The sequence below is a fragment of the Citrobacter sp. Cy070 genome, from assembly GCF_030332245.1.
GTDB lineage: Bacteria > Pseudomonadota > Gammaproteobacteria > Enterobacterales > Enterobacteriaceae > Citrobacter > Citrobacter youngae.
Genome location: NZ_JAOWIG010000088.1, coordinates 152,725 through 175,821 on the forward strand (window position 1 = coordinate 152,725; position 23,097 = coordinate 175,821).

The 23,097-nt window shown below is 50.8% G+C and carries 25 protein-coding genes; 7 read left to right on the top strand and 18 right to left on the bottom strand.

Annotated features, from left to right (window positions below):
- Positions 1 to 97: 97 nt before the first annotated feature.
- The 4 genes from yqaB to luxS all read left to right on the top strand — a co-directional run bounded on the left by yqaB (position 98) and on the right by luxS (position 3,391).
- Positions 98 to 664, top strand: a complete 567-nt coding sequence (gene yqaB / locus OGY19_RS19555) for a fructose-1-phosphate/6-phosphogluconate phosphatase (RefSeq protein WP_048213012.1) — start codon at positions 98 to 100, stop codon at positions 662 to 664.
- Positions 661 to 1,089, top strand: a complete 429-nt coding sequence (locus tag OGY19_RS19560) for a YqaA family protein (RefSeq protein ID WP_042313100.1) — start codon at positions 661 to 663, stop codon at positions 1,087 to 1,089. Before yqaB ends, OGY19_RS19560 begins: the two co-directional genes overlap by 4 nt.
- 77 nt (positions 1,090 to 1,166) lie before the next feature.
- Positions 1,167 to 2,726 carry a glutamate--cysteine ligase gene (gene gshA / locus OGY19_RS19565; RefSeq protein WP_115601591.1) on the top strand — a complete coding sequence of 520 codons (1,560 nt, stop codon included), beginning with the start codon at positions 1,167 to 1,169 and terminating at the stop codon, positions 2,724 to 2,726.
- 149 nt (positions 2,727 to 2,875) lie between these two features.
- Positions 2,876 to 3,391 (top strand): S-ribosylhomocysteine lyase, encoded by a 516-nt coding sequence (gene luxS / locus OGY19_RS19570; protein WP_061068445.1) that lies wholly within the window; start codon positions 2,876 to 2,878, stop codon positions 3,389 to 3,391.
- A 175-nt stretch (positions 3,392 to 3,566) separates the two neighbouring features.
- Here the strand turns inward: luxS and OGY19_RS19575 are convergent, their stop codons facing one another.
- The 15 genes from OGY19_RS19575 to OGY19_RS19645 all read right to left on the bottom strand — a co-directional run bounded on the left by OGY19_RS19575 (position 3,567) and on the right by OGY19_RS19645 (position 19,376).
- A complete protein-coding gene (locus OGY19_RS19575) occupies positions 3,567 to 4,910 on the bottom strand; it encodes a pentapeptide repeat-containing protein (RefSeq protein ID WP_233610564.1) in 1,344 nt (447 codons plus the stop codon).
- 178 nt (positions 4,911 to 5,088) lie between these two features.
- Positions 5,089 to 6,627 carry a multidrug efflux MFS transporter permease subunit EmrB gene (gene emrB, locus OGY19_RS19580; RefSeq protein ID WP_061068443.1) on the bottom strand — a complete coding sequence of 513 codons (1,539 nt, stop codon included), beginning with the start codon at positions 6,625 to 6,627 and terminating at the stop codon, positions 5,089 to 5,091.
- 16 nt (positions 6,628 to 6,643) lie between these two features.
- Positions 6,644 to 7,816 carry a multidrug efflux MFS transporter periplasmic adaptor subunit EmrA gene (emrA, locus tag OGY19_RS19585; RefSeq protein WP_048213008.1) on the bottom strand — a complete coding sequence of 391 codons (1,173 nt, stop codon included), beginning with the start codon at positions 7,814 to 7,816 and terminating at the stop codon, positions 6,644 to 6,646.
- Positions 7,817 to 7,944: 128 nt separating this feature from the next.
- Positions 7,945 to 8,475, bottom strand: a complete 531-nt coding sequence (mprA, locus tag OGY19_RS19590; protein ID WP_005122929.1) for a transcriptional repressor MprA — start codon at positions 8,473 to 8,475, stop codon at positions 7,945 to 7,947.
- Positions 8,476 to 8,565: 90 nt separating this feature from the next.
- Positions 8,566 to 8,901 (bottom strand): L-valine transporter subunit YgaH, encoded by a 336-nt coding sequence (gene ygaH, locus OGY19_RS19595; protein ID WP_005122930.1) that lies wholly within the window; start codon positions 8,899 to 8,901, stop codon positions 8,566 to 8,568.
- Positions 8,891 to 9,628 carry an AzlC family ABC transporter permease gene (locus tag OGY19_RS19600; protein WP_061068442.1) on the bottom strand — a complete coding sequence of 246 codons (738 nt, stop codon included), beginning with the start codon at positions 9,626 to 9,628 and terminating at the stop codon, positions 8,891 to 8,893. Before OGY19_RS19600 ends, ygaH begins: the two co-directional genes overlap by 11 nt.
- A gap of 122 nt (positions 9,629 to 9,750) precedes the next feature.
- Positions 9,751 to 10,935 (bottom strand): MFS transporter, encoded by a 1,185-nt coding sequence (locus tag OGY19_RS19605; RefSeq protein ID WP_115601592.1) that lies wholly within the window; start codon positions 10,933 to 10,935, stop codon positions 9,751 to 9,753.
- 190 nt (positions 10,936 to 11,125) lie between these two features.
- Complete coding sequence (gene proX, locus OGY19_RS19610) at positions 11,126 to 12,121, bottom strand: glycine betaine/L-proline ABC transporter substrate-binding protein ProX (RefSeq protein ID WP_115601593.1); 996 nt, start codon at positions 12,119 to 12,121, stop codon at positions 11,126 to 11,128.
- 189 nt (positions 12,122 to 12,310) lie between these two features.
- On the bottom strand, positions 12,311 to 13,375 hold the full coding sequence (gene proW, locus OGY19_RS19615; protein ID WP_115601594.1) for a glycine betaine/L-proline ABC transporter permease ProW: 1,065 nt from the start codon (positions 13,373 to 13,375) through the stop codon (positions 12,311 to 12,313).
- The gene (proV, locus tag OGY19_RS19620) at positions 13,368 to 14,570 is read right to left on the bottom strand and encodes a glycine betaine/L-proline ABC transporter ATP-binding protein ProV (protein ID WP_003037282.1); all 1,203 of its coding nucleotides are present in this window, start codon (positions 14,568 to 14,570) and stop codon (positions 13,368 to 13,370) included. The genes proW and proV overlap by 8 nt, the downstream gene beginning before the upstream one ends.
- A 354-nt stretch (positions 14,571 to 14,924) precedes the next feature.
- Entirely contained in the window at positions 14,925 to 15,884 is a 960-nt protein-coding gene (gene nrdF / locus OGY19_RS19625) for a class 1b ribonucleoside-diphosphate reductase subunit beta (RefSeq protein ID WP_115601595.1), read from the bottom strand.
- 10 nt (positions 15,885 to 15,894) lie between these two features.
- Complete coding sequence (gene nrdE, locus OGY19_RS19630) at positions 15,895 to 18,039, bottom strand: class 1b ribonucleoside-diphosphate reductase subunit alpha (protein ID WP_115601596.1); 2,145 nt, start codon at positions 18,037 to 18,039, stop codon at positions 15,895 to 15,897.
- Positions 18,012 to 18,422 (bottom strand): class Ib ribonucleoside-diphosphate reductase assembly flavoprotein NrdI, encoded by a 411-nt coding sequence (gene nrdI / locus OGY19_RS19635; protein ID WP_048213001.1) that lies wholly within the window; start codon positions 18,420 to 18,422, stop codon positions 18,012 to 18,014. The genes nrdE and nrdI overlap by 28 nt, the downstream gene beginning before the upstream one ends.
- Entirely contained in the window at positions 18,419 to 18,664 is a 246-nt protein-coding gene (gene nrdH, locus OGY19_RS19640) for a glutaredoxin-like protein NrdH (protein ID WP_115601597.1), read from the bottom strand. Before nrdH ends, nrdI begins: the two co-directional genes overlap by 4 nt.
- 280 nt (positions 18,665 to 18,944) lie before the next feature.
- The gene (locus OGY19_RS19645) at positions 18,945 to 19,376 is read right to left on the bottom strand and encodes a carboxymuconolactone decarboxylase family protein (RefSeq protein ID WP_115601598.1); all 432 of its coding nucleotides are present in this window, start codon (positions 19,374 to 19,376) and stop codon (positions 18,945 to 18,947) included.
- A gap of 90 nt (positions 19,377 to 19,466) precedes the next feature.
- Between OGY19_RS19645 and pdxR the strand changes: the two genes are divergently transcribed.
- Entirely contained in the window at positions 19,467 to 20,801 is a 1,335-nt protein-coding gene (gene pdxR, locus OGY19_RS19650; RefSeq protein ID WP_115601599.1) for a MocR-like pyridoxine biosynthesis transcription factor PdxR, read from the top strand.
- A 248-nt stretch (positions 20,802 to 21,049) separates the two neighbouring features.
- On the top strand, positions 21,050 to 21,400 hold the full coding sequence (locus OGY19_RS19655; RefSeq protein WP_048212997.1) for a DUF2002 family protein: 351 nt from the start codon (positions 21,050 to 21,052) through the stop codon (positions 21,398 to 21,400).
- Between the two features lie 38 nt (positions 21,401 to 21,438).
- Here OGY19_RS19655 and alaE read toward each other — a convergent pair whose 3' ends face one another.
- Both alaE and OGY19_RS19665 read right to left on the bottom strand, forming a co-directional pair.
- Entirely contained in the window at positions 21,439 to 21,888 is a 450-nt protein-coding gene (gene alaE, locus OGY19_RS19660; RefSeq protein ID WP_016154144.1) for an L-alanine exporter AlaE, read from the bottom strand.
- Positions 21,889 to 21,923: 35 nt separating this feature from the next.
- On the bottom strand, positions 21,924 to 22,247 hold the full coding sequence (locus tag OGY19_RS19665; RefSeq protein WP_260846231.1) for a hypothetical protein: 324 nt from the start codon (positions 22,245 to 22,247) through the stop codon (positions 21,924 to 21,926).
- 195 nt (positions 22,248 to 22,442) lie between these two features.
- Here OGY19_RS19665 and stpA point away from each other — a divergent pair, with 195 nt between their 5' ends.
- Positions 22,443 to 22,844 carry a DNA-binding protein StpA gene (gene stpA / locus OGY19_RS19670; protein WP_048212996.1) on the top strand — a complete coding sequence of 134 codons (402 nt, stop codon included), beginning with the start codon at positions 22,443 to 22,445 and terminating at the stop codon, positions 22,842 to 22,844.
- Positions 22,845 to 22,879: 35 nt separating this feature from the next.
- On the opposite strand, the gene OGY19_RS19675 is transcribed toward stpA, so the two are convergent.
- Positions 22,880 to 23,059, bottom strand: coding sequence for a GDFGVC terminal motif YodC-like protein (locus OGY19_RS19675; RefSeq protein WP_115601600.1), 180 nt, complete (start codon positions 23,057 to 23,059; stop codon positions 22,880 to 22,882).
- Positions 23,060 to 23,097: the final 38 nt, after the last annotated feature.

The window sequence follows — 23,097 nt, forward strand, 5'->3', positions numbered from 1 at the left end:
TCCACATACTCTCTGAACACCCCTTCATTCGCTGTCAGCGACAAAATCAATCAATTACGATAAAATAACGTCTGGTCATTCGGCTTGTGAGAAGACGATGTACGAACGTTATGCGGGTTTGATTTTTGATATGGATGGCACCATCCTGGATACTGAGCCAACGCACCGTAAGGCGTGGCATGAGGTATTGGGACATTATGGGCTGCGTTTTGATGAACAAGCCATGGTCGCCCTCAACGGCTCCCCAACGTGGCGTATTGCCCAGTCGGTAATTGAATTGAATCATGCCGATCTCGACCCCCATGCCTTAGCGCGTGAAAAAACCGACAAGGTGAGAAGCATGTTGCTGGATAGCGTCCAGCCTCTGCCGTTGGTTGACGTCGTGAAAGCCTGGCATGGTCGTCGGCCTATGGCGGTAGGAACGGGGAGTGAAAGCGCGATTGCAGAAGCGCTGCTTACTCACCTTGGGCTGCGTCGTTATTTTGATGCCGTGGTGGCGGCCGATCACGTACAACGCCACAAACCGGCTCCTGATACGTTTTTGCTCTGTGCTGAACGTATGGGCGTTGAACCGGCGCGTTGCGTCGTGTTTGAAGATGCCGATTTTGGACTTCAGGCGGCGCGTGCCGCAGGAATGGACGCCGTGGATGTCCGGTTATTGTGAGTGATGGACTGTCGCTCCTCTCGCTGTTTGCCAGCAGCTTTCTCAGCGCCACGCTATTACCTGGAAATTCTGAAGTTGTTTTAGTTGCCTTACTGGTTTCTGGAGCGAGTCATCCCTGGGTCTTAGTTTTAACAGCAACAATGGGTAATAGCCTTGGAGGGTTAACTAACGTTATCCTTGGGCGTTTCTTTCCGTTGCGTAAAACATCGCGCTGGCAAGAAAAAGCCACTGGCTGGCTGAGGCGCTATGGCGCTGTCACACTATTATTAAGCTGGATGCCGGTTGTGGGTGATTTACTGTGCTTGTTAGCGGGATGGATGCGCATCTCGTGGGGCCCAGTTCTCTTTTTTTTATGTCTTGGCAAAGCGCTGCGCTATGTTGTGGTCGCGGCGGTTACGACGCAAGGCATTATGTGGTGGCACTAATTGTGTTGTGGAATAACCTGCAGGTTGACCAATACCATTATGCTAATTAAAACGATTTTGACAGGCGGGAGGTCAATTTGATCCCGGACGTATCACAGGCGCTGGCCTGGCTGGAAAAACATCCTCATGCGTTAGAGGGGATTCAACGCGGGCTCGAGCGCGAAACGCTGCGTGTTAATGCTGATGGTTCATTGGCAACGACAGGCCATCCTGAAGTGTTAGGCTCAGCGCTAACGCATAAATGGATAACCACTGACTTTGCCGAAACACTGCTGGAGTTTATTACTCCACCGGGCGATGACATTCACAAAATGCTCACGTTCATGCGCGATCTGCATCGCTATACTGCCAGGAATCTTGGCGATGAGCGTATGTGGCCGTTGAGCATGCCTTGCTATATTGCCGAAGGTCAGGATATCGAGCTGGCGCAGTACGGTACGTCGAATATCGGTCGTCTGAAAACCCTTTACCGTGAAGGCCTCAAAAACCGTTACGGCGCGTTGATGCAGACTATCTCCGGCGTACACTACAACTTCTCGCTGCCGATGGCTTTCTGGCAGGCGAAATGTGGCGTAACAGATGGCGATGAAGACGCTAAAGAAAAAGTGTCAGCAGGGTATTTCCGTCTGATTCGCAACTACTACCGTTTTGGTTGGGTGATCCCGTATCTGTTTGGCGCCTCTCCGGCCATTTGTTCCTCCTTCCTGCAAGGAAAACCGACAACGCTGCCGTTTGAAAAAACCGATTGTGGTATGTATTACCTGCCTTATGCCACGTCGCTGCGTCTGAGTGACCTGGGTTATACCAATAAGTCGCAAAGCAATCTCGGAATTACGTTTAACGATTTGCATGAGTATGTGGCAGGATTGAAGCGCGCGATTAAAACGCCTTCAGAGGAGTACGCGGCGATCGGTCTGGAGAAAGACGGTAAGCGCCTGCAAATCAACAGCAACGTTTTGCAGATCGAAAATGAACTGTATGCGCCAATTCGTCCGAAACGCGTGACTCGCAGCGGTGAAACGCCGTCTGATGCGCTTCTACGCGGCGGCATTGAGTATATCGAAGTGCGTTCGCTCGACATCAACCCCTTCTCGCCAATCGGCGTAGATGAACAACAGGTGCGCTTCCTCGATTTGTTCATGGTTTGGTGCGTTCTGGCTGATGCCCCGGAAATGAGTAGCGACGAGCTGCTGTGTACGCGTAAAAACTGGAATCGCGTTATTCTGGAAGGGCGCAAGCCAGGCCTGACGTTAGGTATTGGTTGTGAAACGGCTCAGTTCCCGTTGCCTAAAGTGGGTAAAGATCTGTTCCGTGATCTGAAACGTGTGGCACAAACGCTGGACGGCATTCACGGAGGAGAGGAATATCAAAAAGTATGTGACGAACTGGTTGCCTGCTTTGATAATCCTGAGCTGACATTCTCAGCGCGGATCCTGCGGTCTATGATTGATACTGGTATCGGTGGCACGGGTAAAGCGTTGGGTGAAGCGTACCGTAACCTGTTGCGCGAAGAGCCGTTGGAACTGCTGCAGGAAGACGAATTTATTGCTGAAAGTGTGGCTTCTAAGCGCCGTCAGCAGGAGATTGAAGCGGCAGATACTGAGCCGTTTGGTGTGTGGCTGGAAAAGCACGCCTGATACAAAAGAAAAAGGCCACTCGGGAGTGGCCAAAATTTCATCTCTGAAAACAGGGATGATGATAACAAATGCGCGTCTTTCATATACTCAGACTCGCCCCGGAACAAAGAGTTCAGAATATTTTAAAAAAATTTATCGGAGGTGGCTAAATGCCGTTGTTAGATAGTTTTACTGTCGATCACACCCGGATGGAAGCTCCCGCGGTCCGGGTTGCAAAAACGATGAATACCCCGCATGGCGACGCAATCACCGTGTTTGATCTGCGTTTTTGCATTCCGAACAAAGAAGTGATGCCTGAGAAAGGTATTCATACGCTGGAACACCTGTTTGCTGGTTTTATGCGTAACCACCTGAATGGCAACGGTGTCGAGATTATCGATATTTCGCCAATGGGTTGCCGTACCGGCTTCTACATGAGCCTGATTGGAACGCCGGACGAACAACGCGTAGCTGATGCCTGGAAAGCGGCAATGGCAGATGTGTTGAAAGTGCAGGATCAGAGTCAGATCCCGGAACTGAACGTCTACCAGTGCGGTACGTATCAGATGCACTCCCTCAGCGAAGCGCAGGACATTGCACGTCATATTCTGGAACGTGATGTCCGCGTTAACAGCAATGAGGAGCTGGCGCTGCCAAAAGACAAGCTGCAGGAACTGCATATTTAGTTGTCATGCTGGATGGTGAAGCTCACGCTTCTCATCTGGTCTACAAATAATAGGCTCCAGCCGGTATAAAAAAGCCAGTTCAGATGAACTGGCTTTTTTTTATCAATGCGCGTGACCATCGCACCTTTAAATGATATCGTCAGAATGTAGTTGCAAGCGCTATTGAGTTTTATCTTTATATTTTATTAAAAATAACATCAATTAATTTACCAAACTCTCTATAAAAAGAAGTATATTGTCCAAAGATTTCTACGTCTTCTAAGATTTCTGGGGTTATTACACTGACATTGGTACAATAGTCATATTTCCCCATCATAATCTCACCTTTGTCCAGTATTTTACAATAACTCTCTTGGCTAGTGATGTTAAAGGATTCCAGATCATCTTTTAGATCCTTGATGAAATCCTTGTACTCTGTGGTCGTACTGAGTCCTCTCGAAAGTAGTGCCATTTTATCTGCATCAAAGTAACCGGATTGTACGGCTTCATTCCATTTATCTAGAGTTGTTATTTTCCTAAGGCTTGATTCGGCAGGAATGATATCTTTATATACAGCAGGTTGTTCAAAAAAGAGTTTTGAAAATTTGTCGATAACTTGCTTTAAGTTACCCATTCCTGCTTCTGAAAATTTCTGCATGGTATAATGCAATATTGATTCATTAGCAATAATGTTTCCTGCGATTGAATATGAAACCATCATGTCTGAATCTTTTTCTTCAATCAATGTTTTACTAAACAATTGTTGACACTCTGGTTTAGCCATATTCTTAATGGATTCGAATAATTTATTATTTTTACTGAAGATATTTTTTCCCAACAACATTATCTCATTCAACCTTGCTGCTGCTTCAGGCTGACTATCTTCGCTAAAATTGTCACGTATTAAACTAGTATCAAGTAGTTGTTCAGTTGCTATACTTGTTCTACTTAGATTTGCCTCGGAAAGGTCAGCATTACTCAAATCTAAATCGCTCATATCAAGTTCGCTTAAATCTTCCCCTGATAGATCGAGACATCCAGTATCAATATATTTTTGTTGGGCTTCTGATAGATTGTTTTTATCCAGAAAATATATGGTACTAAGATATCTGGCCCCTGATATGAACTGCGCTTCACTTAATTGTAACTCTAATGGTTCAGATACGTTTTCTTCACTAATATTCAGTGAGTATGCTCCATCCGTGTCCTTACTTATACATAATTCATATTCACCTTGTAGCGATTTTTCTGACTTATCAATAGTGAATCTAATAGAAATGTCGGGGTTATCAATAATACTGTTCAGTGTTTTTCGCGGGGACATACCCTCTGAAGCCAAAGAGCTCGCGAGACTATTGATGACTGACTTAAGACGCTTCTCCCCTGAGTCCTTAATTCCAAAAGTAAAAATGTACTTCAGACACTCGACTACGCCATGTAGTTTAGTTGCTTCTTTGTGCAATTTTTTATCGTCTGGGCTCATTGCAGCGCTTACCAGTATATCTATATGTTTTTGTGCTAAAGCATTAATGTTGTCCATTGACATCGCCTTATTGATTGGTTTATCACTAAGGCGATTCTCTTACTAAGAGACAACGAAAAATATCAAAAACTGCTCTGGTTTAGCATTAATTTATATTGAATGAGTCAATGAATTGAACCCAATATAGATTCAATATCTATATTGGGTTTTGATTCTCAGTACCGAAAAATCGCTATTAGTGCGCGCCGCCGCCGCCGCTGCCTGCACCGAATGGCGGTTTGGCAAACCATACCAGGCCGAGTAGCACGAGGAAAATCCCTGCAGACATCCAGAAGATTTCGTTAGCAGAAATAATCAGCCCCTGGTTGGTGATTTGCTGCGCCAGCCAGCCGGATGCCTGTTCTTTGGTCATCCCTAATCCCTGCAGCTGGTTATACATGGCCTGCGCATTAGGATTATAAGGGTTTACTGACTCCGTCAGTTGCGCATGGTGCAGCGACTCACGGCTAGTCCACATCGTTGTGGTGATCGATGTGCCAATAGAACCCGCCAGCGTTCGCGTAAAGTTAGACAGGCTCGATGCTGCCGCCATTCGTTCAGGCGGTAACCCCGATAGCGTGATGGTGGTCAGTGGCATAAAGAAGCAGGCTACCGCGAACCCCTGAATAAACTGCGGCCAGGCCGATGCGCCAAAATCCATACCGGGTTCGAATGTCCACGCACGCCAGTAGAAACAGACGGCATACATGATGAAGCTGAACGTGACCAGCCGACGCATATCCAGCTTGTGTGCGAAACGGCCGATAATCGGCGACAGGATCACCGGAATCACCCCAACCGGCGCAGACGCCAGACCTGCCCAGGTTGCCGTATATCCGTACACCTCCTGCAATAACTGCGGTAACAGGACGATTGCGCCGAAGTAGAGCATATAGGCCAGACTGATACACAGACAGCCGATGGTAAAGTTGCGCGACTTAAACAGCGAGAGATCGACAATGGGGTGCTCGTCGGTAAGCTCCCAGACGATGAGGAAGCTGATTGCCACCACGGCGACAACTGTCAGGATAATAATTTCCTGCGAGGCGAACCAGTCCAATTCTTTACCGCGGTCGAGCATAATCTGCAAACTGCCGATACCAATGACCAGCAAAGCCAGACCAATGGCGTCGATACGCCGCTGCTCGGTTTTGGTTTCCCGACCTCGCAGAGTTTGCAGGGTCATCAATACCACCACAGCACCGATTGGCACGTTGATGAAAAATATCCAGCCCCAGTGATAGTTGTCGCTGATATAGCCCCCAAGAATTGGGCCACATATTGGGGCAACAATCACCGTCATCGACCATAGCGCGAGGGCAATGGAGCGTTTGGCGGGAGGATAGTTATTCAATAACAGGCTTTGTGACAGCGGAATCAATGGACCAGCGACGATACCCTGAATGACGCGGAAGAAAATCAGCATGTTCAGGCTGGTGGACATCCCGCATGCCCACGACGCAATGACGAAGGCGATAGTTGACCACATGAATAGTCTGACTTCGCCAACGCGTTTGGCCAGCCAGCCGGTGATCGGAATTGAGATAGCGTTCGCCACCCCGAATGAGGTGATCACCCAGGTTCCCTGGCTCAGCGAAGAGCCGAGGTTCCCGGCGATAGTGGGGATCGCCACGTTAGCAATGGTGGAGTCCAGCACCTGCATGAATGTCGCCAGGGACAGCGCAATCGTCATAATGACGAGCTGCGCGCCTTCAAGCGGTTTTTGCTGTTGCATCACACGCACCTTTAAATTAGCCCGCGTTGGCCTGCACGATCTCTTCGATCATCTTATTGACCGGATCAAGGTTGATTTCACGTGCATTACTTTCTGATACTGGCGTGGTGCGGACCTGGCTTGCCAGGATCTGCCCGTCACGATTAGCGGTATCTACCGTAACCAGTGTTGACAAACCAATACGCAGTGGATGTTGTGCCAGCTGCTGTGCATCCAGTTCGATACGTACCGGCAAACGCTGGACGACTTTGATCCAGTTACCGGTCGCGTTTTGCGCCGGCAGCAGGGAGAACGCGCTGCCCGTACCCATATCCAGGCCGACGACTTTCCCGGTGTATTTCACGTCATCGCCGTAAATATCACTGATAACGGTCGCCGGTTGGCCAATACGCATGTGCGCCAGCTGTGTTTCTTTGAAATTGGCATCCACCCACAGGTTAGTGGCCGGAACAACCGCCATCAGTGGCGTAGTCGGGCTAATTTGCGCGCCAGGCTGCACGGCACGACGGGAAACATAGCCGGTCATCGGGCTAACAATTTTGGTACGTTCCAGTGCCAGCCAGGCATTACGCACTTCGGTGGCAGCCTGTTGTACAGCAGGTTGATCTTCCAGCTTGCTACCCAGAATCATTGCCTGGTTCGCATTATATTGTTGGATTGCGACATCAAGCTGAGCCTGAGCGCTGGCGACGGCATCGCGGGCATGTTGCAGTTCTTCGCGGCCAATCAGGTTGGCATTACCCAGCGGGACACGGCGATTAAAGTCGCTTTGTGCCTGGGCCAGTGCAGTTCTCTGCACTTCAATGCTGGCCTGCAGTTGCTTGCTGTTGATCATCAACTGGTGCGTCTGGCGCACGCTGGAGGCCAGCGCAGTTTTGGCTTTTTCAAATGCCTGTTTGGCATCTGTCTGGTCGAGAGTGACCAGCACATCGCCCTGTTTTACAAAGTCAGTGTTATCAGCCCAGACTTTCGTCACGCTGCCTGATACCTGCGCCATAATTTGAACCTGGTTCCCTGCCACGTACGCATCGTCTGTCTCTTCGATATGACGCAGTACTAAAAACCAATAAATCCCATATGCCACGGCAATGATAATAAAGAGCAAGGTCAGCAGGAGTAGCATACTTTTACGTTTGCCATTCTTCTTGACCGGTTGCTGCGGGGTTTGAGTCTCCGCATTTGCGCTCATGTTGTTCTCCACGATCTTATTTTTTTCACATCGGCTGAGCCGACCTGTTTATCAGACAGGCCAGCAGTATGCGTGCTGGCCTGTCGGTTTTTCATTTATAAATCTGGATTTCTGAGCGAGTCAGCGCGTTAGCGCAGCGCTTCTAACACCGCGCCATCCTGCTCCATCTGATCAAGACGGGTCAGAAGTTTACGGGTGATATGCTCAAGTTGATCTTTTTCGGTGGTGCTGAGAGATGACCAAAGCTGATGAAGGCAGTTATGCTGAGGCGGTAATACCTCCTGCAAAAAAGCATGGCCTTTTTCGGTCAATTGCAGATGCAGACAGCGGCGATCGTTATCGCTTTCGCGGCGCTCGATCCAGCCACGCTTTTCTAACTCATCCGCGATACGGGTGGCGTTAGTCCGTGACGAACCAAGTGCGCAACTCAGTTCAGAAGGCTGAATACTGTGGTTTTCCTGAGACTCCAGCGTAATCAACGCCATAAACAACGTCTCGTTAATCCCTTGAGCTTTCAGCATCTTATTGCGGTTTTCCAGCAGCTTGCCCTGCATATGCATGCAAAGACGAGTCAGAAGCACTTCCTGATAAGGGAACTCTTCGTAGCGGCTGGCGCGAAATTTTAGCATTTGTTCAATGGGCGTAAACGAACTATCCATTTGGGTATAACCTCATTAATTTCAGCCGATATAGTAACGACAGTGACAAATAAAGTAAATGTATTATTTATTTAAAATGATTATTTTAATCTATAAGACAAACAACATTTTCCAGGCTAATCCATAGCCCAGGGCACTCAGTAAGGTCGGAATGATGATGCTGCGGGTCTTATAGAAGCTTGCACCCAGTACCACAAACCCCACCAGCGTAGGCACAAAACGACGGGCGTCGTGCATCACTTCTGGCGCAGTAGACACCACCAGCAGGGCGCAAATTGATGCAATACCGATGGTGTCGAGTAATATTCCAGTGGCTCCGCGTTTTGTCGGGCGCACATTCCCCATTCGCAGACGCAGTGGTAAATAGCGAAAACAGTAATTGACGCAGCCGACCAGCAGGCCGAGCAGCAGAACCTCATAACTCATCAGGACCTCCCTGCCAGAACGACTGAATGAGCGCGGTCAGGCATCCACAGGCTATGCCCGCCAGGATGGCCGCCGGGATAGAGAACAGCGTCACGCCAGCCAGCGCACCGGCTAATGCCGCCGTGACGCATAGCGTTTGCTTACGCTGGAAAGAGGCCAGCAGAAAACTCATAAACAGTGCCGGGAGCATAAACCCCAGCGCCGCTTCTACCGCCGGGAACCCCTTCAGTAAGCCAGTGCCGGAAAATGCGCCGATCACCGTGCCAAGCACCCAGGAAGCCCAGGAGCATAGCGCGATGCCAATCATCCAGTTTTCACTCCAGCGCCGGTTATCCCGCACCAGCTTCGCCGTTGCCGCGGCAAAGACTTCGTCGGTGAGGCCAAAGGCCCATAGCGCGCTTTTAGGTTTGCTCAGCTGTCGGGCGATACGGCTACGCAGAGAAGGGCCGTACAAAACGTGGCGAACATCCATCGCCATGACGGTCAGAGCCGCGACCCACAATGAGCTGCCTGCGGCGAGCATGGTTGTGATGACAAACTGGCTGGCGCCGGCGTAAATGATGCAGGAGAAAAAAATGCTTTCAACGGGAGTAAAGCCCAGGCGAGTCGCATTCATACCAAATGCAAATGCGACCGGAATATAACTGATAACTATCGGTAGGCTGTCTTTGAATCCTTCAGTTAACGTTGCAGAACGGGATTCAGACTGGGGAACAGGGCTTTCCATAGGATTATAGGCTTCATTACCGAAATTAAAATAACCTGGCTCAATGCGTTATAACCTTAGCAGACTGATGGGCTCCTTAACACCCTGAGGAGCCCAATCAAAGATAAACAGACGTTATACGCCTAATTTACGGCTTCCTGGCGGTGAAAACCTCGCCACCAGACCAGCAGGTTGAGTACGGCAACAGTCACACCTGCCAGACAAACGCCAGCCCAGCCGGCATGCTGCCAGGCTGAAGCTGAAATCAGCGAACCTGCAGCACCACCAATGAAATAGCTGGTCATGTACCCGGCAGTCAGGCGATTACGTGCGTCCGGGTGAATGCGATAGATAACGGTCTGGTTGGTGATATGTACCCCCTGAACGGTCAGATCCAGTACCAGGATACCGATAATCAGCATCGGCACTGAAGTATGTCCGAACCAGATAGCCAGCCAGGAGAGCAACAGTAGCAGCAGGCCTGCGGTAGTCGTGAGGTGTGATTTACCCTTATCGGCAAAACCGCCCGCCGGACGAGCGCCTAACGCACCGGCGGCCCCGGCCAGACCGAACAGACCAATCATCCCCTCTGAATAGTTAAACGGCGGTGCGGCGAGTAAAAATGCCATCGATGTCCAGAGGATACTGAAGTTGGCAAAGGTCAGGCAGCCCAGCATCGCGCGGGTGCGGAGTAATTTATCGTGGATAAACAGGCTAAACACGGAGCCCAATAGCTGCGGGTAGTTAAGATGGGTCTCTGATTTCATCTTTGGCAAACCACGCCACAGGGCAATCGCCATCAACGCCATCAATACTGAGGCCACCCAAAACACGGTGCGCCAGCCGCCGAGATTCGCCAGCAATCCTGCAACCGTTCGCGCCAGCAAAATCCCCAGCAACAGGCCGCTCATAATCGTGCCGACAACCTTACCGCGCTTGTCTGGCGTGGCGAGCGTCGCCGCCAGCGGAACCAGGATCTGTGCCACAACTGAGAACAACCCGGTTAGCGCAGTACCGAGGATCAGCATCCCCAGCGACTGACTGCTGGCAGTAATCAGCATGCCGCCTGCGGCGAGCAACGTCATCGAGACAATCAGCATCCGGCGTTCAAACATATCGCCAAGCGGTACCAGAAACAGGAGCCCTGCAGCGTAGCCAAGCTGGGCTGCAGTGACGATAAAGCCCGCAGTACTGGCCGACAGCGAAAAGTTTCTCGCGATGGTGTCGAGCAGCGGTTGGGCGTAATAGTTACTGGCAACGGCGAGGCCGGTCGCCACAGACATTAAAACAATCAGTGCCGGGCTAAGCCCGTGAGTGGGTTTGGTCATTGTTTTCAACTGAATAATAGGGTGCAGAAAACAATCATAACGGAAGTGATTAAATGTTGCTGATTTGTTGGGTGATGGATTGTGCGGTGAGGGAGGGGCGTGTAGGCCGGATAAGGCGCATCGCGCCACCATCCGGCATTAGTGTGGTTACCGGGCCTGATAGCGCTATGCCTATCAGGCCTACGGGGGGTTATTTCTGCGCAGCCAGCGCTTCTTTCACCCAGCCGTCGAACTGCTGCTGGTGGGCTTTGATCCAGCCGTCAACGTGGCCCTGAACGTCAGCTTCTGAGGCTTTCCCATCATGCATCATTGCGTTCTGTGCGTTGATATCCGCCAGCGGCAGCTTCATGATGGCAAACAGTTTCGCTGCAGCCGGGTTTTTCTCCGCCCAGGCTTTATTGGCGACGATATGCATCGTGTTCACCGGGAAGCCGTAGTTGGCGCCGTTGGGCAGTTTGGTATCAATGTCTTTCTGTTCGCCAGGCAGGGAAGAGAACGGCACTTGCAGCCAGACGACATCTTTGCCCGGTTTCATCACGTCGCTCACCCAGTATGGTGTCCAGGTGTAGTACAGGATCGGTTTGCCTTCTTTAAAGCGGGTAATGGTATCGGCCATCATCGCCGCATAGTTACCGTGGCTGACCTCGACTGTTTTTTCCAGATCGAAGGCTTTGTTCTGGTGGTTAATAACCGCTTCGCAGCCCCAGCCCGGTGAGCAGCCCATCATGTCAGCTTTACCATCGCCGTTAGTATCAAAGATTTTGGCGATCTTCGGATCTTTTAGCTGGGCAATATTGGTGATTTTGTACTGCTCAGCGGTTTTCTTATCGATCAGATAACCCTGTGCGGCACCCGTAACAAATACCCCCTCGCGATAAAACTTTTTGTCTCCGCCCGCTGCGGCGTACATATCATCATGCAGCGGCTGCCAGTTCACGGCGGTAAACGTCGCATCGCCAGAGGCAATAGAGGTATAGCCGACGTTGTAGTCAACTTCGCTGGTTTTGTTAACGGTGTAACCCAGTTTCTCCAGCGCACGGGCGACTAACTGCGTCTGGAAGGACTCTTCAGAGATGGTGCTCTGGATTGGCTGTACAGTGATGCCTTTGCCCGGCAGGTCGGCAGCGAAAGTGCTGGTGGAGACAAGGGTGGCAAACGCTGTGGCAATAATGATTTTCTGTCGCATCGTTGTTCCTTATTGCACTTCATCCTTCAAGCCGCTTCTTTGTTGGCTGCATTCATGCACCCCAGTCACGTACTACTTGTACGCTCCTGGGGATACATTCGTTTGCCGCCGCGATGCAACTTGAACGATTTTGCGCAAGTTAATGAATTGTCGGCCCGGTAAGCAATGCGCTACCGGGCAACGGGTGAATTACTTCGTGAAAGGGCGAGTGATAAGCCCAACAGGACCGGTGGTGTACCAGCGGCGGTTGCCACGGCTACGTGAGTCGCGGCCGACGGCCTGCGTCAGGCGGTCAAGAATGATGGCGAGGATCACAATCCCAACTCCGCCGACGGTGGCAAGCCCCATATCCAGACGACCGATACCGCGCAGAACCATCTGACCCAGCCCACCGACGGCGATCATCGACGCGATGACGACCATGGAGAGTGCCAGCATCAGCGTCTGGTTCACCCCGGCCATAATGGTGGGCATCGCCAGCGGGAGCTGCACTTTAAACAGCATCTGACGCGGGCTGGCACCAAACGAGCGCGAGGCTTCAATCAGATCGGCTGGCACCTGGTTAATCCCCAGAATAGTCAGACGTACGATTGGCGGCAGGGCGAAGATAATCGTCACCACTACGCCCGGGACGTTACCAATACCGAACAACATGACAATCGGCACCAGATAGACGAATGCAGGTGTGGTTTGCATCGCATCCAGCAGTGGCCGAACAATCTTCGCCGCACGCGGGCTGCGCGCCAGCCAGATCCCCATTGGCAGGCCAATCACCACGCAGAACAGCAGCGCGGTCAGTACCAGCGCCAGGGTGATCATGGCTTGCGACCAGGCACCGATAGCACCGATAGCAATCAGTGAAATCAGCGTGGCGACGCCCATTCCGACGCCAGAAATTTGCCACGCGATAAGCGCAAAAATGATGATGGCGACCGGCGCAGGCATACCCAACAGCAGTTGTTGAAAGCCGTTGAGAATGTAATCCACTGGGACACGAATGCCCTGGAAGACCGGACGGAAATGGGTGACCACCCAATCAATCCCTTCGGTGACCCAGCTATCCAGCGGGATCAGCGTTTTATGGAATGGATCCATAATGTTGAAATGTTCTGGTGCCGGCGCGGGGGCGCTGGTCAGCCAGTCTGCGCTACCACCGTCGGCAGGCGTGCCTGCGGGCGTCCCCCAGGCATCAGCAGATTGCGCGGCGCTATCGGCCGCAGATGTGGTATCCCACGGATTAGTTTGATCAGCCATTGTTTACCCCCTCACGATCTAAAGCCTGTAACAGCATGCGTTTTGAAATGACGCCCACATACTGCTGTTCCTCATCAACAACCGGCACCGCGCACGGGGCCTGGCCGACATGAGAAAGCAACTCGCTGAGAGGAGTTTGTGCATCTACGGCTAACGGCTCATCGATCAATGCCGCTTCAATACCTTGCGCCTGACTTAACGCTGTTTTTAAGGAGTCGATTGAAACAACGCCAACGAATTTATTGCCGCGTTCAATCACGTAACCATATTCGCGATCTTTGTCCTGCAGTAATTGCAGGGCTGAACGGGGGCCGACGCCTGGTGTTTTACGAATTAGCCCTTCAGGGCTACGACGGGATATATCTTTCGCACTGAAGACCTGGCTAATATCAACGCCGCGGAAGAAGGTGCGTACATAATCATTGGCCGGATTATTCAGGATTTCATCCGGCGTGCCGACCTGCACCACTTCACCGTTTTGCATAATGGCAATTCTGTCGCCAATACGCATGGCTTCGTCGAGGTCGTGCGAAATAAAGACCACGGTGCGCTGATGCTTCGCCTGTAGTTTTACCAGTTCATCCTGCATCTCGGTACGAATTAATGGATCGAGGGCTGAGAAGGCCTCATCCATTAATAAGATGTCAGGATTAATGGCTAATGCACGGGCGAGGCCCACACGCTGGCGCATCCCCCCGGAAAGTTCATCCGGGTATCCGTGAGCATAATTCTCCAGACCAACCTGACGTAGCGCATCTAACGCTTTTTCACGACGTTCATCCGCACCAACACCGGCTAATTCCATGCCGAATGCCGTATTGTCCAGCACCGTCATGTGCGGCATCAGGGCAAAGGACTGGAACACCATCGCAATCTTTTTTCTGCGCACCTCGCGAAGCTCAGCATCGGATATCCGGGCGATGTCTACGCCGTCAATCAATACCTGCCCGCGGGTGGGTTCAATCAGGCGATTGAGAAGGCGTACCATTGTGGATTTACCCGAACCGGATAATCCCATGATGACAAATATCTCGCCTTCTTCAATGGCCAGACTGGCGTTCTTAACGCCAAGCGATAGCCCCGTTTTATCCAGAATCTGCTCTTTTGAAAGTCCTTTTTCAATATATTTGAAGGCTCTCTGCGGATGCTCTCCAAATATCTTATAGAGATTTTTAACTTCTAATTTAATTGCCATGCAATAGAATGATTCCTGTTATTTGTTTATATCGATATATTACCTGATGGAAATAGTGACCTTTTTCTACCCTAACATACTGAGAATCTGAGACAACCCTGAATTTGGTTGTGGCATGAATATTGCCAAACGTCAGATGGCGGAATTTCCCATGATATAAGGGCTGAACGCGGATGAGCCGTGAGGGATATTTTTTGTAAATGACACTGAAAATGCGCCTGAATTGTTGAAATACAGGCGAATATTGCGGCTGATATTGAGTGTAGATCACTCAATCCTATTTGTGTGATAAAAATGTGATCTCGTTAAAATATTAACGCGGAAAATGTAAGGTATTTCCCGCGGAAGGAAACGTTAAAAATTCCAGTCGTCATCTTCTGTTTCGACGGCTTTACCCATCACATAAGATGACCCTGAACCGGAGAAGAAATCGTGGTTTTCGTCAGCATTGGGTGAGAGTGCAGCGAGGATTGCCGGGTTCACATCCGCCATTTCTGGCGGGAATAATGCCTCATAACCTAAATTCATTAACGCCTTATTGGCGTTGTAGCAAAGGAAGGCTTTGACGTCTTCCACCCACGGGGTTTCCGCATACAATTCCTCCGTATAACGAACTTCGTTGTCATATAATTCCATCAACAGATCGAGGGCATAATTCTGTAGCGCTTCACGCGTCGAGGGTGAAACGTGCTCCAGACCTTTTTGATATTTATAACCAATGTAATACCCATGAACCGCTTCATCACGAATGATCAGACGAATGAGATCGGCGGTATTGGTCAGTTTACCGCGGCTGGAGAAATACATCGGTAACCAGAAGCCGGAATAGAAGAGGAAGGATTCCAGAAACACGCTGGCTATTTTCTTTTTCAACGGCTCCGCGCCGGCGTAATGCGTCAGAATTATCTGTGCCTTGTGCTGGAGTGGAGTATTTTCTTCACTCCAGAGGTAAGCCGCATCCACATCTTTGGTCTGACAAAGCGTGGAAAAAATAGAACTGTAGGAACGCGCGTGCACGGCTTCCATAAAGCTGATATTCGACAGTACCGCCTCTTCATGTGGCGTGATTGAATCCGCCATCAGCGCGGGGGCTCCGGCGATATTCTGAATCGTGTCGAGCAGCGTCAGACCGGTAAATACGCGGATAGTGAGCTGCTGCTCGGCAGCGCTCAACGTTTGCCAGGCCGGGATATCATTGGAAAGCGGGACTTTTTCCGGTAGCCAGAAGTTACTGGTCAGGCGATTCCATACCTCAAGGTCTTTATCATCTTCAATCTTGTTCCAGTTGATGGCGCTGACGCGAGATAGTTTCATTTGGTTCTCCTTACAGTGCGCATGACACGCAACCCTCAATTTCGGTTCCTTCCAGCGCCAACTGGCGTAACCGGATGTAGTACAACGATTTGATACCCTTACGCCAGGCGTAGATCTGTGCCTTGTTGATATCTCGAGTGGTAGCGGTATCGGGGAAAAAGAGCGTCAGTGAGAGTCCCTGATCAACATGCCGCGTCGCTTCGGCGTAGGTATCAATGATCTTTTGTGGGCCAATCTCGTAGGCATCCTGATACAAGGCCAGATTCTCATTGGTCATAAACGGGGCAGGGTAGTAAACGCGCCCGGTTTTGCCCTCTTTGCGAATCTCCACTTTCGATACAATCGGGTGAATGCTTGACGTGGCATGGTTGATGTAGGAAATAGAACCGGTGGGCGGAACCGCCTGTAAATTCTGGTTATAAATACCGTAGCGCATCACATCTTCACGCAGTTGCGCCCACATCTCGCGCGTCGGCAGCGTAATGCCGCTGGTGGCGAACAGTGAGCGTACCTTGTCGGTTTTTGGCTGCCAGTCGCCCTGCAGATACTGGCTAAAATACTCGCCGCTGGCGTAGCGGGACTGCTGGAATCCGGCAAAGGTTTTACCGCGTTCGCGGGCGATCTTCATTGACGTATTCAGCGCATGCCATGTGATGGTGTAGAAATAGAGATTGGTGAAATCCAGCCCTTCTGGCGAACCGTAGGCAATCCCTTCCCGCGCCAGATATCCGTGCAGGTTCATCTGCCCAAGGCCAATCGCGTGCGACGCGCTGTTCCCGGCTTCAATTGAGGGTACGCTGCGGATATGGCTCATGTCCGAAACGGCGGTTAAGCCACGAACTGCCGTCTCCACGGTGCGGCCAAAATCGGGTGAATCCATGGTATGGGCAATGTTCAAGGAGCCGAGATTGCAGGAGATATCGTGCCCGGTCTGCTCGTAATTGAGATTTTCATCGTAGGTGGAGGCGCTGTTAACCTGCAAAATCTCTGAGCACAGGTTGCTCATATTGATCCGACCGGCAATCGGATTGGCGCGATTCACCGTATCTTCAAACATGATGTAAGGATAACCAGACTCAAACTGGATCTCGGCCAGCCGCTGGAAGAACTCGCGGGCGTTAATGTATTTTTTGCGCACGCGTTCGTCGGCCACCAGTTCGTCATACCGCTCACTCACGGCGATATCACCGAACGGTTTGCCGTAAATCCGTTCCACGTCATACGGCGAGAACAGCGCCATCCGGGCATTTTCTTTCGCCAGTCGAAAGGTAACATCCGGGATCACCACGCCAAGCGAGAGCGTTTTGATGCGGATTTTCTCGTCGGCGTTTTCGCGCTTGGTATCGAGAAAACGTAAAATATCCGGATGGTGCGCGTGCAGGTACACCGCGCCCGCGCCCTGACGTGCCCCGAGCTGATTCGCATAAGAAAACGCATCTTCCAGCATTTTCATTACCGGGATCACCCCGGAGGACTGGTTCTCAATGCGTTTAATGGGCGCACCTGCCTCGCGCAGATTCGAGAGTAAAAATGCCACGCCGCCGCCGCGTTTAGAGAGCTGCAGCGCTGAGTTAACCGCCCGACCAATTGACTCCATGTTGTCTTCAATGCGTAGCAGGAAGCAGGAAACCAGTTCGCCACGCTGTTGCTTACCGCAGTTTAAAAAGGTTGGCGTGGCGGGTTGAAAACGACCAGAGAGCATTTCATCAGTGAGCTGCATGGCAAGCACTTCATCGCCCTGCGCCAGCGTGAGCGCCACCATCGTCACCCGATCCTCAAAATCTTCGAGATAGCGCTTACCGTCGAACGTTTTCAGCGTATAGCTGGTGTAGAACTTCCATGCGCCAAGGAACGTCTGAAAACGGAATCCACTGGCGTGGGCGTGGGCAAATAGTTTCAGCACGAATGCGCGATTGTAGCGGGCTAAAATGCTTTCGTCGTAATAGCCTTCACGAATCAGCGTTTCCAGGCGTTCCTGCTGACTGGCAAAGACCACTGAATGAGGGCGGACGTGGGTAGCAAAAAAAGCCTCCACCGCCTGATGATCTTTATCGAACTGAATACGCCCGGCTTTATCGTACAGATTTAGCATGGCGTTCAGGGCGTGATAATCCAGTGCGGGCTGGATTACGCGTTCTGCGGTTGTCGTTGCCAAAATTCGCTCACTCCTTTTCGAACGTTGTCGATATCGCTTTGGGTGCCCATTAGCTCAAAACGATAAAGCCACGGCACGCCGCATTTTTGTGAAATGACATCACCCGCGCGACCGTATGCATCACCGAAATTGCGGTTGCCGGAGGCGATCACGCCACGGATTAATGCCCGGTTATGAGGATCGTTTAAAAAGCGGATCACCTGACGCGGGACTGCGCCTGCCGTACCGCCGCCGCCGTAAGACGGCACGATTAAAATGTAAGGTTCGTCCACCTGGATCCGCTCGCGTTCATTAAGCGGAATGCGGATGGCAGGTAACCCCAGACGCTGCATAAATCGGTGCGTATTTTCGGAGCTGCTGGAGAAGTAGACGAGCGTCGTCATGCGCTGGCCACGCGTGGTTCCGGATGCAGACGGTTGATCATGTCCGGGCGAAACCCTGACCAACTGGTTTCACCCGCGACTACGACCGGTAACTGGCGAAACCCTTGATCGCGCAGGTTATCAGCCAAATCAGGCTGCAAATCGACATTCACCATCTCAAAGTCAAAACCACGGCTTTCCATTGCCCGTTTGGTGGCATGGCACTGAACACAGTTATTGCGAGTGTAAATAATAATACGCATGATTCGTATTTCCATTTAAAAATAAAAGATCGGCGCGATAGAGGGCGTCGGGTTGTGTGTGTCCTGATAGGAGGAATACTAGATGTAGTTTTAAAAAGATTCAACCATACAAGATATGGGAATTTTAGATTAATGATGAACTGGGTGATGAGCGGGCGGGGGAAGGTTAACTGGTGGTTCTAAATTGCCCGAAGGCGCTAAGCTTATCGGGCCTACGGGCAACAGGAGAGCACATCCCAGGTCGGAGAAGGCATTAATGCCATCATCCGGCAGCGCAAAATTACATACGCATTCCCACCGCCAGACGGTTAAAGCAGTTCATCAGGCTAATGGCAAACGTCAGGTCGCTAATTTCTTTCGAGCTAAAATGGTCGAGCAGCGGCAGATAAACATCATCTTCGGCATGGGTGCTGGCGATATCGGTGACGGATTCGGCCCACGCCAGCGCCGCACGTTCCTGCTCGCTGAAGTGGTGACTCACCCGCCAGCCTGCCAGCGCATCCAGTTTGGCCTGCGCAACACCGGATTTGCGCAGCGCTTTACTGTGCATTTCCAGACAAAAGGCGCAGCCGTTGATTTGCGAGACCCGCAGGTAAATCAGTTCCGTCAGCGTGGGTTCCAGCGCGCAGTTCTCCAGCGCTTTGCTTGCCTGAACCAGAGCGTTATAGACTTCAGGGCTGAGTTCATAATAGGGCTGGCGTAACATGGTCATAGTATTTCTCCTCGTTTGGATGACCCGCAATGTAGCACTATAATGGACTGCTATAGAGAGCCATATTGTTGCCAAAAAAGCAGACCATAAATGCCGCGTTATCAGCACATCGCCCGTCAGTTAAAAAACGCAATTGAGAAAGGTGAACTCAAACCCGGAACCCGATTGCCATCAAGTCGGACCTGGGCCCAGGAATTGGGTGTGTCACGCTCGACGGTGGAAAATGCCTACGCCGAGCTGGTGGCGCAGGGCTGGCTCGCGCGGCGTGGGCAGGCCGGAACATTTGTCAGTGAGCAGCTGCGACCCGAAAGGGCGCCTGCGTCTCCCGCGATCTTCGCCGGAGAAAACCCCAGACCGCACCCTTTTCAAATGGGATTACCCGCACTCGATCTCTTCCCGCGTGACGTCTGGGCGCGGGTGATGGGACGGCGTTTACGCACCCAAACGCGTTTTGACCTTGCGGTGGGCGATGTTTGCGGCGAACGCGCGTTACGTCAGGCGATTGTGGATTACCTGCGCGTTTCACGCAGCATTGAGTGCCAGCCGGAGCAGATTTTTATTACGTCAGGCTACGCGGCATCAGTGACGTTAATTCTGCGCGCCCTGTCTCAACCCGGTGAGGGAATGTGGGTCGAAGATCCCGGCTTTCCGTTGATTCGGCCCGTGGTGGCTCAGGAACGCATTGAGCTGATGCCGGTGGCGGTTGATGCTGATGGTCTGGATGTCTGCGCCGGGATCCGCGACTTTCCACAGGCGCGTTTTGTCATGCTCACCCCCGCACACCAAAGTCCGCTAGGCGTGGCTCTGTCATTAGATCGCCGTCATCGGTTGCTGGAGTGGGCGACTCGCGAACAGGCGTGGATTATTGAAGATGATTACGACAGTGAATTTCGCTACCACGGTAAACCGTTGCCGCCGCTTAAAAGTCTGGATGCGCCCCAGCGGGTGATTTATGCCGGCACGTTCAGCAAATCGATGTTTCCGGCGTTGCGCACGGCATGGCTGGTGGTACCCCTGACCCAGGTTGAACGTTTTCGCCAGCAGGCGTCGCTAACGGCCTGTAGCGTTCCGGTTTTATGGCAGCAAACGCTGGCAGATTTTATGCAAGACGGTCATTTCTGGCGGCACTTAAAACGCATGCGCCAGCATTATGCCGAGCGGCGTCAATGGATGGAAAACGCCCTGACCGAACAAGGATTTAATGTCATTCCTCAGGAAGGGGGGATCCAACTGGTAATGACCGTAGACGGCGATGATGTTGCGCTAGTGTGCAAAGCGAATCAGGCCGGGCTGGCGGTTCAGGCCTTAAGTCGTTGGCGAATGACTTCAGCAGGAAAAGGGGGGATCTTGCTGTCGTTTACCAACATCAGTTCGGTTGAAATGGCGCAGCAGGCGGCGTACCAACTGCGGATGGCGCTGACATAAATCTATACCCGTCATACTTCAAGTTGCATGTGCGTTGGCTGCGTTCGTTCACCCCAGTCACTTACTTTAGTAAGCTCCTGGGGATTCGCTCTCTTGCCGCCTTCCTGCAACTCGAATTATTTAGGGTATATACGGTTCTTAAGATATTCGTCCCATCGTGTTCACTCGTTTATGGACTTTTCTGAAAGCGTTGCTAATGCTGAATCAGGTAAGGTAAGCCCGCAGTAAAAGATAACGAGGAAAATAATATGTATTTACGACCTGATGAGGTGGCGCGCGTACTTGAAAAAGTGGGCTTTACCGTTGATGTAGTCACACAGAAAACATACGGTTATCGACGTGGTGAGAATTATGTATACGTTAACCGTGAAGCTCGTATGGGACGTACCGCATTAATTATCCATCCCACGCTAAAAGAGCGCAGCTCTTCGCTGGCAGAACCCGCGACGGATATTAAAACCTGCGATCACTATCAGCAATTCCCACTGTATTTAGCCGGCGATACTCACGAACATTATGGTATTCCACACGGCTTTAGCTCGCGTATCGCGCTGGAACGTTATCTGAGTGGGTTGTTTGGCGACGTGAGTTCAAACTGATAACGCGACTGGCAGTGCCAGTCGCGATGAGATGTTTTTTACGCTTTAGCCTGGTGGTAGCTGCTGACCTTAAACAGGCGGCGGCAATAATCAAGGAAGTAGCCATACACTGCACCCATCAGCATTGAGACCACGATGTTGGAGCTTACCGCAGCTGTAATCTGGTGCCAGTCTGCGCCAACCGTCAGCAGAATAATCACATATACCGGCGACTGGAACGTGACATAGGCCAGCACATCCGCCAGGTTTTTCCCCCATCCTGCCTGCGTGGCTTTGCGTGCCGCGCGCATAAACAAATCGCGGTACATACCGTATGGCCAGGCGATCAGGATGTTGACGGGGATAGCGACCAGTCTGGAGTACAGTGACTGTTCGAAACTCATTCCTGAAAGGAATATCTCGATCAACATGTTCACGACAGAACAATAAACAACCATCGCGAACGTGTCTGCTACTGCATGACGCAAGCGTGACTGCGGAGAGAACATGTTAATGCTCCTTGTAAAAAGGGGGAAAAAGGTTTTCAATACCTTCTTGCTAGTGATTTGTCTTGCTGCTTTCGCGTTTGAGTAGGATATCTGCCTGGATAATAACTATCAACTAGCTTAAAATTTTTATTTATTGCCTTTTTGTCGATAAAATGCTCTGCAGTGGTTTGTTTTTTGTTCGTTTTGGTGTTTTCGTTGTCATGAAAATTAAAACCATTAAAAATCAATAGGTTGTTTTGACTTGTTTTTCTGAACTTTTTGCGCTCCTTTTTGAATGTTGACGAATATTGCGCATATCTACCGCAACGCCTGCGCGATGCCTGTATTGGTTTATCTGGTGCGGCAGCGAGATATCCCAAATCTATTTATTCTGGTTGCTGGCCGAATATAAAATATCGCTGACTAAAGATCACCGTATGACAAGATAAATAATAATAGCGATTGTCGTTTTAATATCTTGCGACAAAAAAGAGACTGGAAAAAGAAAAAACACTCGCATACAATTTGCTTCGTAATACCGATTTCTGTTTTTGCGTTAAAGAGGTTTTATTAATATGAGTTCAATGTTAAAAAACTTAAATAATATTCGATCGCTACGTGTCATGGCGCGTGAATTATCCGTCGAGGTTCTGGACGATATGCTGGAAAAACTTCGGGTAGTCACCAAAGAACGACGTGACGAAGAAGAACTGCTGCAGCGCCAACGTGCAGAACAGCAGGAAAAAATTAATACACTGCTGGCGATGATGAGAGCTGATGGGATTGATCCTGAAGAACTGTTGAGCATGTCGGCGGCAACATCGCGTTCGGTTAAGAAACGTCAGCCGCGTCCGGCGAAATATCGTTTTACGGATACTAATGGTGAAACAAAAACATGGACAGGACAAGGCCGCACGCCAAAGCCGATTGCACAGGCGCTGGCTGCCGGTAAATCTCTCGATGATTTTTTGATCTAATATCAATGCGGTGAGGGGAACCTCACCGCTTATTTTCAGCAGACGCCGAAATCACCCTCTTCAGAATATCGCGTGACATCAGCAACTTTTAGGGTGTATTTTTCGCCACTTTCATTGCTGGCTTGTACAGCCACAATTTGTTCGTCTTTTACTTCGACAACTTTCAGTTTTGGTCCGCCCATACGCGGTTGCACCAGATCGCCAGGTTTAAACATATTGTTGCGCTCCTTTATTTATCATTTATCGCAGAACT

Bases quoted from the DNA above. Each gene is read 5' to 3' on its own strand.
- yqaB (WP_048213012.1), top strand. From the start codon at position 98: ATGTACGAACGTTATGCGGGTTTGATTTTTGATATGGATGGCACCATC.
- luxS (WP_061068445.1), top strand. From the start codon at position 2,876: ATGCCGTTGTTAGATAGTTTTACTGTCGATCACACCCGGATGGAAGCT.
- OGY19_RS19575 (WP_233610564.1), bottom strand. From the start codon at position 4,910: ATGGACAACATTAATGCTTTAGCACAAAAACATATAGATATACTGGTA.
- emrB (WP_061068443.1), bottom strand. From the start codon at position 6,627: ATGCAACAGCAAAAACCGCTTGAAGGCGCGCAGCTCGTCATTATGACG.
- emrA (WP_048213008.1), bottom strand. From the start codon at position 7,816: ATGAGCGCAAATGCGGAGACTCAAACCCCGCAGCAACCGGTCAAGAAG.
- mprA (WP_005122929.1), bottom strand. From the start codon at position 8,475: ATGGATAGTTCGTTTACGCCCATTGAACAAATGCTAAAATTTCGCGCC.
- ygaH (WP_005122930.1), bottom strand. From the start codon at position 8,901: ATGAGTTATGAGGTTCTGCTGCTCGGCCTGCTGGTCGGCTGCGTCAAT.
- OGY19_RS19600 (WP_061068442.1), bottom strand. From the start codon at position 9,628: ATGGAAAGCCCTGTTCCCCAGTCTGAATCCCGTTCTGCAACGTTAACT.
- OGY19_RS19605 (WP_115601592.1), bottom strand. From the start codon at position 10,935: ATGACCAAACCCACTCACGGGCTTAGCCCGGCACTGATTGTTTTAATG.
- proX (WP_115601593.1), bottom strand. From the start codon at position 12,121: ATGCGACAGAAAATCATTATTGCCACAGCGTTTGCCACCCTTGTCTCC.
- proW (WP_115601594.1), bottom strand. From the start codon at position 13,375: ATGGCTGATCAAACTAATCCGTGGGATACCACATCTGCGGCCGATAGC.
- proV (WP_003037282.1), bottom strand. From the start codon at position 14,570: ATGGCAATTAAATTAGAAGTTAAAAATCTCTATAAGATATTTGGAGAG.
- nrdF (WP_115601595.1), bottom strand. From the start codon at position 15,884: ATGAAACTATCTCGCGTCAGCGCCATCAACTGGAACAAGATTGAAGAT.
- nrdI (WP_048213001.1), bottom strand. From the start codon at position 18,422: ATGACGACGCTCGTCTACTTCTCCAGCAGCTCCGAAAATACGCACCGA.
- nrdH (WP_115601597.1), bottom strand. From the start codon at position 18,664: ATGCGTATTATTATTTACACTCGCAATAACTGTGTTCAGTGCCATGCC.
- OGY19_RS19645 (WP_115601598.1), bottom strand. From the start codon at position 19,376: ATGACCATGTTACGCCAGCCCTATTATGAACTCAGCCCTGAAGTCTAT.
- pdxR (WP_115601599.1), top strand. From the start codon at position 19,467: ATGCCGCGTTATCAGCACATCGCCCGTCAGTTAAAAAACGCAATTGAG.
- OGY19_RS19655 (WP_048212997.1), top strand. From the start codon at position 21,050: ATGTATTTACGACCTGATGAGGTGGCGCGCGTACTTGAAAAAGTGGGC.
- alaE (WP_016154144.1), bottom strand. From the start codon at position 21,888: ATGTTCTCTCCGCAGTCACGCTTGCGTCATGCAGTAGCAGACACGTTC.
- stpA (WP_048212996.1), top strand. From the start codon at position 22,443: ATGAGTTCAATGTTAAAAAACTTAAATAATATTCGATCGCTACGTGTC.
- OGY19_RS19675 (WP_115601600.1), bottom strand. From the start codon at position 23,059: ATGTTTAAACCTGGCGATCTGGTGCAACCGCGTATGGGCGGACCAAAA.